A 17,316-nucleotide genomic window follows, 5' to 3' on the forward strand; every position below is an offset into this window, starting at 1 on the left:
AGAATAGACCATGGTTGATATCAATCAGATCCCGACACGCCGTCCGTTCCATCGCCGCCGCAAGACCTGCCCGTTCTCGGGTGCGAATGCGCCGAAGATCGATTACAAGGACGTTCGTCTGCTGCAGCGCTATATTTCCGAGCGTGGCAAGATCGTTCCTTCCCGCATCACGGCTGTGAGCCAGAAGAAGCAGCGCGAACTCGCCCGGGCGATCAAGCGTGCACGTTTCCTCGGCCTTCTGCCTTACGTGCTGAAGTAGGACACTTTCGGAACCCTGCCTAACCGCAGGGTTCCGTTCCCATCTCGCGAACGGGCGCGGGATATGGGTCAGAAATTCCCGGGTTGGGGTTAAAGCGCGGAATGGGTCCGCAGCTCGCCTCTAACTGCTCAAAAAGCAGGACAGCGACACATGACACAGCAAAGCACATCGCTCCTTGTGGGCCTGCTCGCCGGCATATCCGCCGCGTTATTGCTTGTCAGCGCCGGATCACCCTCCAGCCTGTCGTTCATCCTGTTTGCCGCTGCAGCCCTTCCCATCCTGATTGCAGGTCTTGGCTGGTCCAACCTCGCTTCGATCGTGGCTGTCGCATCAGCGATGGCTGTGATCGGCTTTGTCACGACACCGCAGGCAGCACTCGTCTCTGCCGTCACCACGCTGGCACCTGCCGCCTGGATCGCCCACCTTTCAAACCTGGCACGCCCTGCCGAGGAAGTCGGCGGCCCGGACGGCGCCGTCATCTGGTACCCGCTGTCCGAGATCGTCGTCAGAATCGCATTGTGCGTCTGTATCGGTCTGGTGGCTGTCGGGCTGGCCATGGGATATGGCACCGACTTCGTCAGCGAACTGGTCGACATTTTTGTCTCCAGCCTCAAGGAAAGCAACGCAGGCTACCAGCCGACGCCAGACGGCATTGCAGAGATGAAGCAGTTCTTCCTCTACGCCCTGCCCGCGATCCAGGCCGCAATGTGGGTGCTGATCCTGCTTGCCGGCTGGTATATCGCCTCGGCGATCGTACGGCTGTCAGGTCGTTCGAAACGGCCCAAGGATGACATTCCTTCACAACTGAGAATGCCGCGCACGGGCGCACTTGCGCTTGGCGCGGGCGTGGTGATGAGTTTCGTCGGTGGCGGCATCGGCCTGATCGGCTGGACCATCTGCGGCGCATTCGGCGCTTCGTTCATTGTAGCAGGCTTCGCCATCGCGCATCACCGGACCCGCGGCAAGCCGGCACGAGGGCTGGTGCTATGGGCAGCTTACCTGTCGACGATCATCTTTACGGTGCCACTCGCATTCTTTCTGTTCCTCGGGCTGTTCGACACAGCCCGTACACTCACGGGGACCGGATCCGGCCCCCAATCAAAACCCTGAAAACCTCCTCGAAAGGACATCATCATGGACGTCATTCTTCTTGAACGCATCGCCAAGCTTGGCCAGATGGGCGAAACCGTAAAGGTTCGCGATGGCTACGCCCGCAACTTCCTGCTGCCACAGGGCAAGGCGCTTCGCGCCAACGCCGCCAACAAGACCCGCTTTGAAGCCGAGCGCTCAGTGCTTGAAGCCCGCAACCTCGAGCGCAAGTCGGAAGCCGAGCAGATTGCTGAAAAGCTCAACGGCAAGACTTTCGTGGTTGTTCGCTCCGCCGGTGAAACCGGTCAGCTTTACGGTTCGGTTGCTGCGCGCGACGTAATCCAGGTGCTGGCTGACAACGGCTTCACCATCGGCCGTAACCAGGTTGACCTGAACAACCCGGTCAAGACCATTGGCCTGCACACAGTGCCGCTGGCGCTGCACGCCGAAGTCACCGTCACTGTCACCTTCAACGTTGCACGCTCGGCTGACGAAGCCGAACGCCAGCTCAAGGGCGAAGACCTGTCGTCGGCCGACGCGATCTACGGCGTTGACGAGGAAGCTGCGGCTGAAGCAGCCGAAGCCGCAGCCAACGACCCGGACTACCTTGACGAGGAAGACGGCGAAGAAAACGCCTGATACCGCCGTCACCCGACCGCATTCGTCAAGACGCCCGGGACGCCCTGTCCCGGGCGTTTTGATATGCATGCTACCGGTCAATTTGCTTTCGCCGCTCGATGCTTTGCGGTAAAACGCTCCCATGGTCGCTTCCACACCTGACATGAGCCCGCAAGCGCTTGCAGCGCTGCTTTACTTTTACGCCGAAAGCGGCGTGGGAGAATTGTGTGAAGACGCGGCGATCGACCGGTTCGACCAATCTGCGAAAATCCTTCAGTCACGCAATCAATCTAGGCCGCAACCGGGTGCTGGCGCGCCAGCCGCAGCAGGCCAAAATCCCGCCAGGAATGCTCCACCAGCGACACGCCCCGGCCTGAAGGCCGCTCCTCCACCGGTCGCACCCGCGCCGCAAGCCTCACAACTGACAATCCCCGGTGCTGCCGCTTTCGAGGATGCCCGGGCGCTTGCCGCTAGTGCCAATTCAATTGCGGAATTGCGCGAGGCGCTCAATGGCTTTACCGGCTGCAACCTGCGCCACAGCGCCAAGACGATGGTTTTTGCCGACGGCAATCCGGAAGCCGACGTGATGTTTATCGGCGAGGCACCGGGCCGCGAGGAGGATCTGCAGGGCACGCCGTTTGTCGGGCGCGCCGGGCAGTTGCTGGACCGGATGCTCGGTGCGATCGGGCTCAGCCGCGAGACTGCCTACATCACCAACATGATTCCCTGGCGACCGCCGGGCAACCGGACCCCGGCGCCGCACGAAATCGAACTCTGCCGCCCGTTCATTGAACGCCATGTCACGCTGGCCGCACCCAAGATCGTGGTGATGCTCGGAAATGTCGCAAGCAAGTCGCTGCTCGGCACCGACAAGGGCATCCTGTCGCTGCGCGGAACCTGGATGGAGTACACGGCAGGCGAGATGCTGATCCCGGCGTTGCCGACCATGCATCCGGCCTATCTGCTCAGAAACCCCGCACAGAAGCGGCTCGTCTGGGCGGACCTGTTGTCCTTGCAGGAGCGGATGGAACAGCTCAACAGCGGCTGACATCCGCTGCCGTTTCGCGCGGGAATTCGGACAAATATTTTTGCGACGTCGCAATCGAGCCTTGCCGTCGTATTCGGACATGGCAAGGGTGCATTCAGAATCGTTAATGCAATCAGGTCTGCGTGATCCGGACAAACCGGGCTATGGGCAGGCCGCGCTCCGTTGGCAGGGAGAGCCGCCATGATCCAGTCCGTTCGATCGGTGGCGTCGCTGCTGCTTTCGACCTTTTTTCTGCTGACCGCGATGGGTCTGTCAGGCTACCTGATTCCGGTCAGGGCCGTTGCCGAAGGGTGGTCGACCTTCACCATCTCGCTGATTGCGACCGGCTATGCCATTGCGTTCACTGCGAGCTGCATCATCACGCCGCGACTTGTGCTCAAGGTCGGCCACGTACGGGTATTCGGCGCGCTGACAACAATCATGGCCATGTCGTACCTGTTGCATTCCCTTGTTGTGCATCCAGCCGTGTGGGTACTGACCCGCGCAATGGCCGGCTTCGCGATCGCCGGCGGATACATGATCATCGAAAGCTGGCTCAATGAAAAGGTCAGCAACGAGAACCGCGGGGCGCTGTTTTCTGTCTACATGGTGGTCAGCATGTCGGCTGTCATGGTCGGGCAGTACATTGTCCCGCTCGGCGACCCGAGCGGCCCGGTCCTGTTCATGGTCTGCACCCTGGTCTGTTCGATGGCGGTCATGCCGACGCTGCTGTCGACCGCCCAATCGCCGCAGCCGCTGACGCAGGTCAAGTTTGATGTGCCCGCGCTTTACCGTCGCTCGCCAGCCGCCGTCATCGGCACCTTGCTCGCGGGTCTGATCGCCAGTGCCTGGGGCGGACTGGGGCCTGTCTATGCCACCCAATTGGGGCTTTCGACCGCCGAAGGCGCATCGATGCTGGCGATCGCCATGATCGGCGGCGCGATCTTCCAGTACCCGCTGGGCCGCGCATCCGACCGGATGGACCGCCGCCGGGTGATGATTTTCGCGGGTTTCATCGGCATCATCGCCTGTGCGATCACGATGGTGTTCGGCGTCGACAACAGGATCATTTTCTTTGCCGGCATGCTGTTCCTGGGAACCGTCCTGTTTCCGATCTATTCGCTCAACGTCGCACACGCCAACGACCACGCAGAACCTGATGAGTTCGTTGAAGTCTCCAGCGGATTGATGATCACTTACGGGGTGGCGACAATGATCGGTCCGCTGGTGACGGGCGCTGCGATGGACTGGTTCGGACCGCATGCCCTGTTTGCGGTGATCGCGATCTGTTTTGCCGCCTATTCCGGTCATGCGGCCTGGCGCATCAGCCGCCGTGAACAGCCGTCGGAGGAAATGCGTTCAGACTTCCTGCCGATGGCGGCAATGCCCGATCTCACTCCGCAATCGGCGGAACTCGACCCGCGCTCCGACCCTGCCTACGGCGAACAGAGCATCGAGGATGAAGAAGAGCCAATCGCATCTTAGCGGAACGATTGGTTCCCAAACCCGCGCCCTCAAGACACAAGCGCATTCAGCCCTGAGGCGTGACCAGCTTGCGCTGGGCCTTGCGCTCCAGACCCAGCGCGTGCTCGCGCAAGATGACGAAAATGCCAGCGCCGACCACGATTGCGGTGCCGGTGAGCATGGTCCAAGTGGGAGCATCGCCGAAAATGAAATAGCCGATAAGGATGCCCAGCACGATCGAGGTGTATTCGAACGGCGCGATCGTCGACACGTCGGCATGACGGTAGCTCTGTGTGAGCAGGATCTGTCCCAAGCCGCCACAAAACCCGGCCAGCGCCATGAGGCCGAGGGTTTGCCAATCCGGCATGATCCAGCCGAACGGCAGCGAGGCGAGCGAAAGAACGGTAGCTGTCAGCGAAAAATAGAGAACAATCGTGGGCGTTTTTTCCGTCAGTACCAGCTTGCGGACCAGGATCATTGCGGTGGCGCCAAGCGTGGCGGAAACCAGTACAGCCGCCGCGCCAAGCGCTTCACTCGATCCGAAGCCCTCGCCAAACAGGCTCAACCTTGGCCAGGTGATGATCATGACGCCACCCAACCCCACGGCCACGGCTGACCACCTGAAGATGCGAACCTTTTCACCCAGGAAAAGCGCTGCAAACACAACCGTCAACAATGGCGTTGCATAGCCGATGGCAATCGCGTCCGGCAGAGGCAGCCGCATGATGCCGTAGAACGACAGGGACATGGCGGTGACGCCGACCAGACCACGCCTGACATGCGAGAGTGGATTTTCCGTTCGCCACGCCGTGTGCAACTGGCCGCGAAGCGCCAGAAATATCAGGATTGGAATGATCGCAAAGGCCGAGCGAAAGAACACAATCTGGCCAGCAGGCATGCCTTCTCCCGAAGCCTTTATCAGCGTCGACATGGTGACGAACACGGTGACAGAGGTGACCTTGAGCATGATCCCGATCATCGGCGATCCGTTTTGACCTATCGGAGATTGCGGCAAGGCGGCTTGTTCGGGAGCGGTGTGCGGGCGTTCGGTCACCTGTCTTCTTTCGTATTCGGAATTGCAGAAACCGGAATTTCCGGGTTCAGGATTCAATCATCAGGCGACATTGCCGAAAAACTTGGCATCAAGCTTGGCTGACCATAACGCGATCACCAGTGACCGTCCGATCAAAAAAACTGATGATCCCCCCACCTTGCGCTGATGACCCGTTGCTCGAGTTTCAGCCGTTCAGCGCTTCCCAGACGCGCTGCGGCGTGGCCGGCATCTCGATTTCCCGCACGCCGCGAGCCCGATAGAGCGCGTCAACAAGCGCGTTCATCGCTGCAGGACATGCCCCGATCGTACCCGCTTCGCCTGCGCCCTTGATCCCCATCGCATTTGTGGTCGAGGGAACGTTGCGGGTCTCGAAATCAAAGAACGGCATATCCTCGGCCCGCGGCACGGCATAGTCCATGAAGCTCGCGGTCAGCAACTGGCCGTCGTCCGAATAGACAACACCTTCGCTCAGGCACTGCGCGACCCCCTGAACAACACCGCCATGGATCTGGCCAAGCAGCAGAACCGGGTTCACCGTCATGCCAAAATCGTCAACGATGGTGTAGCGCGCGATTTCAACCTTACCCGTGTCGGGATCGATCTCGATTTCGCAGACATGGGTCCCGTTGGGATAGGTGGCCTCGTTCTGCACGACATCTGCAAGTCCGGTGCGGTCTTCGTCCGACTTGGCGGCCCTGGCCATATCTGCGTAACTGATGACGCGGTCGGTGCCGACGATGCGGGCCGAGCCGTCAACCAGTTCGATATCGGCGGCTGAGGCTTCAAGTTCATCAGCGGCGAGCTTCTTCATCTTCTCAGCCAGCACCTTGGAAGCAGCCGACACCGATACGCCACCCAGCGGGATCGAGCGCGAGCCACCGGTGCCGCCGCCCTTGGCGAGCTCGGCGGTATCACCCTGCCGCACCGTAATCTTCTCGAAATCGATGCCGATCTGGTCGGCGACAAACTGGCTGTAGGCGGTGGCGTGGCCCTGGCCGTTGGTTTGGGTGCCAATGTAAAGGGTTATCCCGCCATCAGGATCAAGCGTCAGCTTGGCGGGTTCAGATCCTGCGAAGGCGCAGGCCTCGATATAGACCGCGGTGCCCAGTCCGCGCAGCTTGCCGCGCGTTTCAGCTTCCTTTGCCCGTTCAGGAAAGCCGTCCGCGTCGGCCTTTTCAAGTGCGCGGGTCATGTGGCCATCGAACTCGCCGACATCATAGTTGCGCCCGCCGGGCGTGAGGTAGGGGAACTGTTCCGGGCGGATGAAGTTTTTCCGACGCAGTTCTGCCACCGGCATCTCAATTTCGCGTGCGGCAGCATCAATCAGCCGTTCGATCAGGAACGCCGCTTCCGGCCGGCCGGCGCCGCGGTAGGCATCAACCGGCGTGGTATGGGTGTAGACGCCGCGGAGTTTGAAATCGAGATTCTGGATGTCATAGACGCCGGTGGCCATGGTGCCACCGAAGGTCGGAACGAAGGGGCCGAACTGGCTGAGATAACCGCCCATATTGGCGAGAATATCGATCTTCAGCCCGGTAATCCGGCCATCCTTTTGCATCGCCAGCGATGCCGTGACGACATGGTCGCGGCCATGGGCGTCAGCAAGGAAGTGCTCGGTGCGATCGGCCACCCATTTGACCGGGCGACCGAGCTGGCGCGCAGCTTCAAGTGACAGCGGATATTCCCGGTAGTTGAAGACCTTGGTTCCGAAGCCGCCGCCAACGTCCCGCGTAACCACCCGGAAGTCCTCGAGGTTCATCTTGAACACATCATTTGCGAGCGTCCGGCGAATGGAGTGAACGCCCTGGGAGCCGAGCGTCAGCGTGAACTTCTTCGCCTTGTCGTCCCACTCAGCCAGACAAGCGCGTGTTTCCATGTAGTTGGAGACAAGCCGGTTGTTGATGAAATTGATGGTGGTCACATGATCGGCGTCAGCGAAAGCCTGATCGGTCTTGCCGATATCGCCAATACGATAGAGGTAGGCCTGATTGGTCTCGAGATCCGGCCAGACCAATGGGCTGCCCTCATCGAGGGCCGTCGCCAGAACGGTATGGGCGTCCTCAATGCTCCAGTCGATGTCTATGAGTTCCGAGGCTTCCTGAGCCTGGGCAAGCGTGTCGGCAACAATGAAGGCCACGGCGTCGCCGACGTGACGGACTTCGCCGTCGCACAACAAAGGGATATGTTTCTGGGCATGAGGAGTCCCGTCGGGCTGCTTGACAGTCGCCAGATTGGTGACCGGACCGAGGTGAGCCACATCGCTCGCCGTCAGGATCAGATGCACACCCTCATGGCCGCGGGCCGCGTCCAGATCATTGAAGACAAACCGCGCAGCAGCGTAGGCGGAGCGCAAAACGTAACCGCGCAATTCCCCTTCGGCCCGGATATCATCGGTGAAGGATCCCTCGCCCATGACCAGCTTCCGGTCTTCCTTGCGCAGCGCGGATGCGCCCACGCCAAATTTAGGTGTCGCGATGTTCATGGCAGGTCCCGGTGATGGATTGGATTTGCTTATCGCAGATGAGATTCTCCATCTATATTTAGTCGGGGTGGCCAGAATGTCGAGTGCCGGTTTCCCAAAGATCTGCGCCTCATCAGCATGGCGCACGCGTGCACCTGCCCTGTTCGTCCGGCTGCTCGCACATGTCTGAGTGACAGCTTACGGCAATTGATCTTGTCCTGCACCAAGGCTAACCCCACCACCGTGTGCGCCAATCGAAACTTTCCTGAGTGCCATTGAAGCAAACGCGCCCCGATTCAGGTTGACAGCCTGATTTCCCAATCCATTAGAACAAGCTTGCCGAATATTATAATAATCAAAAAAACATCATCATTTTTGAAAGTCCCGATTGCAGCTCGATCAGACCCCGACATCGGCCGGATAGTTAAAAACCGGAAAATAGGGCCAATAATAGTCAAATTATCGATGTTTTCGACCTTAAACACGGAAACTCTTCATCCGCTGCAACACCTTGGCACGATTGCCTTCCCGTCGATTGATGCGGGGGTATCTTAACCCGATGTCAGGATCCGCCATGATAGCGTCCCGTCCCATAATGGGAAACTGCGGGACACAAATCATATGCGGACTGAAACAGGACAAGTCTACAAGCTCAAGGATTACAGGCCCACCAACTTCGTGGTGGAGCGCATCGATCTTACCTTCGAGCTTGACCCAAAGGAGACGAAAATCGTCTCCCGCGTGATCCTGCATCGCCGCGAAGGCGTCGCCCCAGACGCTGCACTGGTGTTTGACGGAGACGAACTCACTCTCGACAGCCTGCAGCTGGACGGCAACGAAATCGAGCCATCGCTCTATGATGTCACGCCGGAAACCCTGACCATCCGTGGACTGCCCGAAAGCGAACCGTTCGAGGTCACCGTCAACACGACAATTTCGCCCGAAGCCAATACCAAGCTGATGGGGCTTTACCGCACCAATGGCGCCTACTGCACCCAGTGCGAGGCGGAAGGCTTTCGACGCATAACCTATTTCTACGACAGACCGGATGTCCTGGCGGTCTATACAGTCACCATCATTGCCGCCAAGGATGACGTCAAGCAGCTCCTGTCAAACGGCAACTTCCTCGGAGGCGGCAATTATGACGAAGGCCGCCATTTCGCAGCCTGGTTCGATCCGCACCCCAAACCGTCCTACCTGTTCGCACTGGTGGGCGCTGATCTCGGCCTGGTCGAGGACACATTCACCACCATGAGCGACCGCGAAGTGGCACTCAAGATCTATGTCGAACATGGCAAGGAAGGCCGTGCCGGCTACGCCATGGATGCGCTCAAGCGCTCGATGAAGTGGGATGAAGAAAAATTCGGTCGCGAATACGATCTCGACATCTTCCAGATTGTCGCAGTGTCGGATTTCAACATGGGCGCCATGGAAAACAAGGGGCTCAATGTCTTCAACGACAAGTATGTGCTGGCTGATCCCGAAACAGCGACAGACGCTGACTACGCCAACATCGAAGCCATCATTGCGCATGAATATTTCCATAACTGGACCGGCAACCGCATCACCTGCCGTGACTGGTTTCAGCTGTGCCTGAAGGAAGGTCTTACGGTTTACCGCGATCACGCATTTTCCGCAGACCAGCGGTCCGCCGCAGTCAAGCGTATTGCCGAGATCCGGTTGCTCAAGGCGCACCAGTTTCCCGAGGACGCGGGTCCCCTGGCGCACCCGGTACGCCCTGAATCCTATAAGGAAATCAATAATTTCTACACGGCCACGGTGTATGAGAAAGGCTCTGAAGTGGTGCGTATGATCCGTACCATTCTTGGCGCAGATGATTTCCGCAAGGGCATGGACCTCTACTTTGAACGGCATGATGGCGACGCCGCTACAATCGAGGACTTTCTCGCCTGCTTCGCTGAGGCCAGCGGTCGCGATCTCAAGCAGTTCGCATTGTGGTACAGTCAGGCAGGAACGCCATCGGTATCGGTTTCCACCGATTGGAACGAAGCAGCAGGAACCTTCGAGGTTACGCTTGAGCAGTCACTGGCGCCAACGCCGGATCAATCCCGCAAGGCGTTGATGCACATTCCGCTGGCCTATGGCCTGATCCTGCCGGACGGCGCGGAATTTGACGGCCAGCCCGATGCAGGCGACGCCGAAGGCGGCGTGTTTCATCTGACAAAACGCAAGCAAACCTTCACCTTTTCCAATGTCCCCGGCCGGCCGGTGCTGTCGATCAACCGCAGCTTCTCTGCCCCGGTCAACATCGCCATGGAACAAAGTGCTGCTGATCTGGCCCACATTGCGCGCCATGACAGCGACGGCGTGTCGCGCTGGCAGGCACTCAATGAACAGGCCATGCGGCATCTGGTGGCCGTTTCAAAACTGGCACGCGACGGGCGCAACCTGTCTTCGGCCAAGGAACTTGCCGAGATACTCATAGCCACGGCAGCTGATGAAAGCCTGGAACCGGCGTTTCGCGCCCAGGCGCTGGCACTGCCGGCGGAAAGCGATATCGCCCGCGAGATCGGCTCCAACATAGACCCGGACGCAATCCATACAGCGCGCGAAGCCGTGCTGTCGGAAGTTGCAAAGTCCGGCTTGGACGTCTTTACAAAGCTGGCCGACGGCGCGCCAACGGGCACATACAGCCCCAACGCGACCGATGCCGGTTTGCGGGCCCTTGCCGGCGCCGCCATTGCCTATGCCTCGATCGCCGAGGGGCAGCCTGCCCGCGCAAAGGCAGCTTACGACAAGAGCGACAATATGACGGTGATGTCGCAGGCGTTGCAGATTCTGGCTCATCAGTTCCCGGGCTCGAGCGAGACCGCTGACGCACTCGGCAACTTCAAGGCACGGTTTGCCACCGATCCTCTGGCGCTCGACAAATGGTACTCGATCCAGGCCATGGCACCTGGTTCGGACTCCGGTGTGCGGGTTGAAGAACTGCTCAACAGTTCGGACTTCGACCGAACCAACCCAAATCGCATCAGGGCGTTGATCGGCGCGTTCTCGGCCGGAAACCCGACCGGGTTCAATGCCGCAGATGGCACCGGTTACCGGATGCTGGCGCGTGAAGTGGTCGATATCGACAAGCGCAACCCGCAACTGGCCGCCCGCCTGCTGACCGCCATGCGGTCCTGGCGGTCACTGGAAGCCGGACGCCAGGAACTGGCCCGTCAGGCCCTCGTGTCGATTCGCGAAGCCGGAGAACTATCGCCTGATGTCGGCGATATCGTCGACCGGATGCTGGCTAACTGACGACCAGCCCCCTCGCCTGATTGAGAAGCTCATGTCTCGCCGCTGCCTTGGCACGACGAGGTATGAGCTTTTTATCATTTAGGTATATGATTTCTGAGCGCGGGGTTATGCAGCCTATGATTACCCCCAATGACTGCCGACTCGAATCCGATAAAAGATGTGCAAATTCAGAACCTTAAAGATTGGTTACTTTTTGCACTGGACAAGGCGAATCACCTTTGATTCATTAGGGTAGATTCGGAGATGCGGTAGTCCGGATCCTAACGGGGATATACAACAACTATGACGGATGCGCAGCACATACCTGCGGCCGAACGGCCGAATCATGCTCGCAAGGCTGATGCGAAGCGTGCGCCCAACGCCGGTATGTCTGGCCACGCCAAATTGTTTGCGCAGCCTGCTTATGAGCGCCTGATTGGGGCCGAGCCCTTTCTCAAGCGCCTCATTCCGGTGCTGATCGTCTGCTTCCTGGTCGTGGTCGCAGCGGCAAGATATCTCAATATAAGCGACAACCGGGACCGGCTGCTGATTGCGGCGGAACATGTAACCGCGCTGTCGCTGGCTGCGACACATGCAACCCTTTCGGCTGACCTGGCGCCGATCAAGCAATCCTTGCGGTGGGACACGGAAGCGCGGCTCAATCGCGTCATCAGCGTCATGCCGAACACTGGTGGCCGCTTCCTGCTGGTGCTGAACGCTGATGGCCGCGCGTTTGCCGCAACCGCAGGCGGGTATGATCTTGTTGGCAGGCAGATCTCGACGCTGATGCCGGAATTCTCGCCATTGCGGATGTTCGGGGACCGGGCGGGGGTGCAGGAGATCGATTTGAACAGCGAGCCGGTTCTGGCGGCGATGTCGTTCCTGCCTGACGGCGCAGGTTCGATCCTGTCGGTGACGCCGATTGCCGAAATCAACGATGCCTGGCGGCAATCGATTTCGGTCAATGTCACGCTGTTTATCGCTACATCCTCCATTCTGCTCGTCATTCTCTATGCCTATTTCAGCCAGGCCGGCAGGGCGCAGGAAGCCGATGACATCTACCTGGAGAGCCATCGGCGGGTCGACATGGCACTGTCGCGCGGGCGCTGCGGCTTGTGGGACTGGGATATGGCGCGGGGCCGGGTCTACTGGTCACGTTCAATGTACGAAATCCTGGGCCTGAAGCCGCGCGACAGCGTGATATCGTTTGGCGAGGCCTCGCATCTGATCCATCCCGATGATGGTGATCTCTACGAGATTGCCCAGAAGGTAGCGAGCGGCGACATCAAGCAGGTCGACCATCTGTTTCGCATGCGCCATGTCGACGGACACTATCTGTGGATGCGGGCGCGGGCACAGGTTGTCGATCCGACTTCGGCACAGACCCACCTGATCGGCATCGCCATGGATGTCACCGAGCAACATCGCCTGCAGCAACGCACCGTGGAAGCCGACCAGCGCCTGTTCGACGCAATCGAGAGCACGTCAGAAGCTTTCGTGTTGTGGGACCGCGACGACCGGCTGGTATTGTGGAACAAGCATTATCAGGAAATTCATGGCCTGCCGGCAGACAGTCTGGCGCCGGGAACGCCACGCTCGATCGTTGAAGCGGCTGCCACGCGCCCGGTGGTGGAACGGCGTCTGGCTGTCCCCTGCTCCAAGGGGCTTGCGCAAACCTACGAAGTGCAGCTCGGCGACGGACGCTGGCTTCAGATCAACGAGCGCCAGACGCGGGATGGTGGGCAGGTTTCGGTTGGAACCGACATCACGCCGCTCAAGCGCAATCAGGAACGGCTGCGCGAAAGCGAAAAGCGGCTGATGGCAACCATTGGCGACCTCACCTCCTCCCAGGCCGAACTCAAGCGCAAGGCAGCTGAACTTTCCGAGCTCAACCAGGATTACCAGGTCGAAAAGGAACGCGCGGAAGCAGGCAGCAAGGCCAAGTCCGAGTTCCTGGCCAATATGAGCCATGAACTCAGAACCCCGCTCAATGCCATCATCGGCTTTTCCGAGGTGCTGCAGGCGCGCATGTTCGGCCCACTCGGATCTGACAAATATTCGGAATATGCCGACGACATCCACAATTCGGGCATCCACCTGCTGACGGTCATCAACGACATACTCGACATGGCAAAAATCGAGGCCGGGCATATGCGGATGGATTGCGAGCAAGTGGACATGGCGCCACTGCTCGATGAGGCGCTGCGGCTGGTTGCCTTCCAGGCCGATAGCAAGGGGATCGAAGTTCAGCAGAAGATTTCCAAGCGGCTGTCGATGAACGCCGATCGCCGGGCGATGAAACAGATCCTGCTAAACCTGCTGTCAAACGCTGTGAAATTCACCGAACCAGGTGGCCGTATCCTGGTGCGCGCACGCAAGACTTCCCGTGCAGTGACATTGACCATCGAGGATACAGGCATCGGCATACCAAAGGCCCTGTTGAGCCGCATCGGTCAGCCATTTGAACAGGTGCAGAACCAGTTCTCCAAATCGACCGGCGGTTCCGGTCTCGGCCTCGCCATCTCGCGCAGCCTGGCCGAATTGCATGGCGGAGCGATGAAGGTGAGATCAGTTGAAGGCGTCGGAACAATCGTCAGTGTCCGTATACCGATTGAATGCCCGAAGACGGAAGACTGCGACGAGTCCGCCTGACATGCGTGGCACGTTGCCGTCACGCGCCACTGGTTTCATATCGGATCACAAGCACTGGCGATTGGTTCGGTCGTTCAACCCCTGTCGTGAATCAGGCCGTGTATGAATTCGAGCTTGGCGAAGATCGTGTCCGAGAGGACGAAGGGATAGAAGTCGCTCAGGCCGATGGACCGGTTCATGGCGTTCATGGCAACGGTCAGCGGCACCCACGCCTCCATGAGCGGCTTGAACTCAGCTGCGCCGTAAGGACCTGCATCCGACCAGCCGCCCGGCGTACGATTTACCCCTGCATCCGGCGTGTGCCCGTCAAGCCCGTACCATCCGGCTGTCTCCAGACCATCGACAATGTGGAAATAGTGCGCCCAGGTTTCGGCGAAATCCTCCCATGAATGTGCGCAGGCATAGGAACTGACATAGTACGCCTCCCAGCCTGAAGGTGCTCCATTTTCATAGTGACGTTTGAGCGCTTCGCCATAGTCCTCGCGCTCATCGCCGAAGATGGCCCGGTAGGGTTCGAGCTTCGACGAATTGTAGACCAGATGGTCCCAATAATAGTGGCCGACCTCATGGCGGAAGTGACCGATCAATGTCCGGTACGGCTCGCCCATGGCCTTGCGGTATTTTTCGCGGGTGGGGTCGTCGGCTTCTGCGACGTTGATGGTGATCAGGCCATGCTCGTGACCAGTCAGCACGCGTTTGGTCTTGCCATCGGCTGACAGCGTGTCGGCCTTGAACTCAAAGCGCAATGCCGTGTCAGGCTGACCAGCAAGATCGCCGACGCCAAGCCGGAATTTTTCGATCGAATAAAACAGCCGCCGCTTGGCTTCCTCAAGGGCCGCCCAATGGTCGCGGTTCTCTGTCGACGACAGATCCGGAATGACCAGCGTGTGCCGGCAACTCAGGCAATGCTCGTCTTCATCATCATTTTCGACCAGCCAGTTGCAGTAAATCTGCTGCCGGTTGGCGCAAGCCTTGTATTCCGTCGCGCCATCGTGCCACTTCAGATCATCCGCACCTGTGTAGAACATCTGGTCCCACGCCGGCACATAGCCCAGACGCGAATGGCAATTGACGCATTCGCTGTTGCGAAAATGCACTTCGTTGGAACAGTTGGGACAAGCATATCGGCGCATGGTTCATATCCATCGGCATGTTGGTGGTGGCCGTCACCGGCTATTGTAGCAAGGTCGCGTCTGATTGGGGCAGTTGTTTTCGGTTTGCGGTTTCAAAACCCAAGGTTCTGAAACACCTTTCGGTCCGCCTGAACGCTTGAAAATGGCAAATGTTCCGCTTCAGGCTCAGGCAAATGACGCTCTGCCGGAAATAAGATGCAGAACCGGCGCCTGCTTGATTGCAGACGCCGGTTCGATTGTTTGTAATTACTGCCTGGTTTCAGGCTTCAGGCCGCATGGCGGCGCTGTTGTCCGCCACCAGGCTGTGGCAGACGGAAGTTGCGCAGCATCGTATCGAGCTGAGCACTTTCCTGCGTCAGCGTCATGCTTGCAGCACTGGTCTCTTCCACCATGGCCGCGTTCTGCTGGGTCATCTGGTCCATCTGGTTGACAGCAGTGTTGACCTCGGCGAGCGCATTGGCCTGTTCCTTCGCTGCTGTTGCAATCGAGTTGACCTGTTCATTGACCTGAGTGACGAATTTCTCGATTTCCGAGAGAGCGTCGCCGGTCGACTGGACAAGTGCCACGCCGTTCTGAACCTCGTTGGCGGAGCTGGAAATCAACACCTTGATTTCCTGAGCAGCCGTTGCGGACCGCTGAGCCAGTTCGCGAACCTCCTGTGCGACGACCGCAAAGCCGCGTCCCGCCTCCCCGGCGCGTGCGGCTTCAACTCCTGCGTTGAGCGCGAGCAGATTGGTCTGGAAGGCAATCTCATCGATTACGACGATGATTTTCCCAATGCGGTCGGATTCATCCTTGATGCGGGTCATCGCCGAAATTGCTTCAGCAACGATCTTGCCCGATTTGTCCGTGCTCTGGCGGGTTTCGCCGACCATCCGGTTTGCCTCGGTGGCCCTCTCGGACGAATTGCGCACGGTGGATGTGATTTCATCAAGTGCGGCTGCGGTTTCCTCAAGCGAAGCTGCCTGCTGTTCTGTCCGGAGCGACAGGTTGTTGGCGGCTTCGGAAATCCCGTCGGCGCTGGAACTGACCACATCGGTGGACTGTGCAATGGCGCTGATGACATCACCAAGCGCGGCAACAGCCCGATTGAAGTCGTCCCTGAGTTTCGCATATTCCGGCGCGATGTTGTCGATCTGAACCGTCAGGTCGCCGCTTGCCAGCTTCTCAAGCGCACCGCCAAGCTTGGTCATGACATCGGACTGTGACTGGCTGATGTTTTCCTGACGACGGACACCGTCTTCACGCTCGGCATCGAGCTGCTGCTGCTGCTCGGCTTCGCGCACCCGCATCTGGGCACGTTCCCGCACCGAGTCGCGCAACACCAGCACCGAGGCCGCCATCTCGCCCACTTCATCCTTGCGAGCGGCCTCAGGAACATCACCGCTGACATCCTCGCGGGCAATATCCTGCATGGTCGCATTCAGGCTCCGGATCGGGTTGATGACGCTGCGAACCGTAGCATAGGCCATCAGCAGGATCGCCAGAGCGCCGAGGCCAAGGATAACCGCCGTATTCATTGCATTCTTGGCAAACAGCGCAGCAAGATCATCTCCGTACACGCCGGTGCCGACGATCCAGCCCCATGGCGCAAAACCCTCGACGTGAGAGTACTTGAGCACTGGCTCTTCAGCACCGGGCTTGGGCCAATAGTAATCGACATAGCCTTCGCCATCGGCCTTTACGACCTTGATGAATTCCTGGAAAAAGTATTTCCCTGTCGGATCCTTCAGACCTGCCAGATCAGTACCCTCAAGCGCGGGCTTGATCGGATGCATGACCATGAAGTTCGACATGTCATTGATCCAGAAATAGCCGCTGTCTTCGTAGCGCATCGGGCGGACCGCCTCCAGCGCGCGAGACTGGGCCTCTTCGCGGGACAAGGCACCGGAAGTCTCCAGCTCGTAATAGTGCTGAAGCATGGCAATAACGCTCTCATCGAGTGCGTTGAGTTTGGCTTTGCGCTCCATCACCATAGCATTGTGCGAGTCGTAAAGCTTGTAGACAGCCGCAGCGGTAAATACCGTCAGAGCCAATCCTACGAGGAAATACAATCGCGCCGAGATCTTGAAATTCTTCATCATTTTGTTGAACTGTGCCCCAATTGATCCATGACATTGTTGGCTACGATTCGCAAAATGGTCTTAATTTTAGATAAACATGAACTTCTCAATGCTGCGGCGCATCAACATAAGTGCAACACAGCGTGCCGAACGATGCGACATGGCTGTTTGCAGATGAAAAATTGGGCGTTCAGACGGCAAATTGTGCACTTAATGTCTAAACGACATACAGTGATGAACGTTGGCAGAAGCT

Annotated in this window: 11 protein-coding genes; 7 read left to right on the forward strand and 4 right to left on the reverse strand. The window is 58.8% G+C overall.

Annotated features, from left to right (window positions below):
* Nucleotides 1-10: 10 nt before the first annotated feature.
* From rpsR to WNZ14_RS16860, 5 genes are all read left to right on the forward strand, one after another.
* The gene (rpsR, locus tag WNZ14_RS16840) at nt 11-259 is read left to right on the forward strand and encodes a 30S ribosomal protein S18 (protein ID WP_342869774.1); all 249 of its coding nucleotides are present in this window, start codon (nt 11-13) and stop codon (nt 257-259) included.
* A 150-nt stretch (nt 260-409) separates the two neighbouring features.
* Entirely contained in the window at nt 410-1,369 is a 960-nt protein-coding gene (locus WNZ14_RS16845; protein WP_342869775.1) for a DUF2232 domain-containing protein, read from the forward strand.
* A gap of 24 nt (nt 1,370-1,393) precedes the next feature.
* Nucleotides 1,394-1,987, forward strand: a complete 594-nt coding sequence (gene rplI / locus WNZ14_RS16850) for a 50S ribosomal protein L9 (RefSeq protein ID WP_342869776.1) — start codon at nt 1,394-1,396, stop codon at nt 1,985-1,987.
* A gap of 121 nt (nt 1,988-2,108) precedes the next feature.
* Nucleotides 2,109-3,014, forward strand: coding sequence for a uracil-DNA glycosylase (locus WNZ14_RS16855; protein WP_342869777.1), 906 nt, complete (start codon nt 2,109-2,111; stop codon nt 3,012-3,014).
* A 180-nt stretch (nt 3,015-3,194) separates the two neighbouring features.
* Nucleotides 3,195-4,478 (forward strand): MFS transporter, encoded by a 1,284-nt coding sequence (locus tag WNZ14_RS16860; protein ID WP_342869778.1) that lies wholly within the window; start codon nt 3,195-3,197, stop codon nt 4,476-4,478.
* 46 nt (nt 4,479-4,524) lie between these two features.
* Here the strand turns inward: WNZ14_RS16860 and WNZ14_RS16865 are convergent, their stop codons facing one another.
* Nucleotides 4,525-5,436, reverse strand: a complete 912-nt coding sequence (locus WNZ14_RS16865) for a DMT family transporter (protein WP_342869779.1) — start codon at nt 5,434-5,436, stop codon at nt 4,525-4,527.
* Between the two features lie 259 nt (nt 5,437-5,695).
* Entirely contained in the window at nt 5,696-7,993 is a 2,298-nt protein-coding gene (locus WNZ14_RS16870; RefSeq protein ID WP_342869780.1) for a xanthine dehydrogenase family protein molybdopterin-binding subunit, read from the reverse strand.
* A 600-nt stretch (nt 7,994-8,593) separates the two neighbouring features.
* On the opposite strand from WNZ14_RS16870, the gene pepN reads away from it, so the two are divergent.
* Together pepN and WNZ14_RS16880 are read left to right on the forward strand one after the other, a co-directional pair.
* Nucleotides 8,594-11,236, forward strand: coding sequence for an aminopeptidase N (gene pepN / locus WNZ14_RS16875; RefSeq protein WP_342869781.1), 2,643 nt, complete (start codon nt 8,594-8,596; stop codon nt 11,234-11,236).
* A gap of 366 nt (nt 11,237-11,602) precedes the next feature.
* Entirely contained in the window at nt 11,603-13,867 is a 2,265-nt protein-coding gene (locus WNZ14_RS16880) for an ATP-binding protein (protein ID WP_342870265.1), read from the forward strand.
* Nucleotides 13,868-13,941: 74 nt separating this feature from the next.
* On the opposite strand, the gene WNZ14_RS16885 is transcribed toward WNZ14_RS16880, so the two are convergent.
* Nucleotides 13,942-15,000, reverse strand: coding sequence for a putative zinc-binding metallopeptidase (locus WNZ14_RS16885; RefSeq protein ID WP_342869782.1), 1,059 nt, complete (start codon nt 14,998-15,000; stop codon nt 13,942-13,944).
* Between the two features lie 266 nt (nt 15,001-15,266).
* Nucleotides 15,267-17,081, reverse strand: coding sequence for a methyl-accepting chemotaxis protein (locus WNZ14_RS16890; RefSeq protein ID WP_342870266.1), 1,815 nt, complete (start codon nt 17,079-17,081; stop codon nt 15,267-15,269).
* Nucleotides 17,082-17,316 lie beyond the last annotated feature (235 nt).

It is taken from the genome of Hoeflea sp. AS60 (assembly GCF_038900115.1).
GTDB lineage: Bacteria > Pseudomonadota > Alphaproteobacteria > Rhizobiales > Rhizobiaceae > Hoeflea.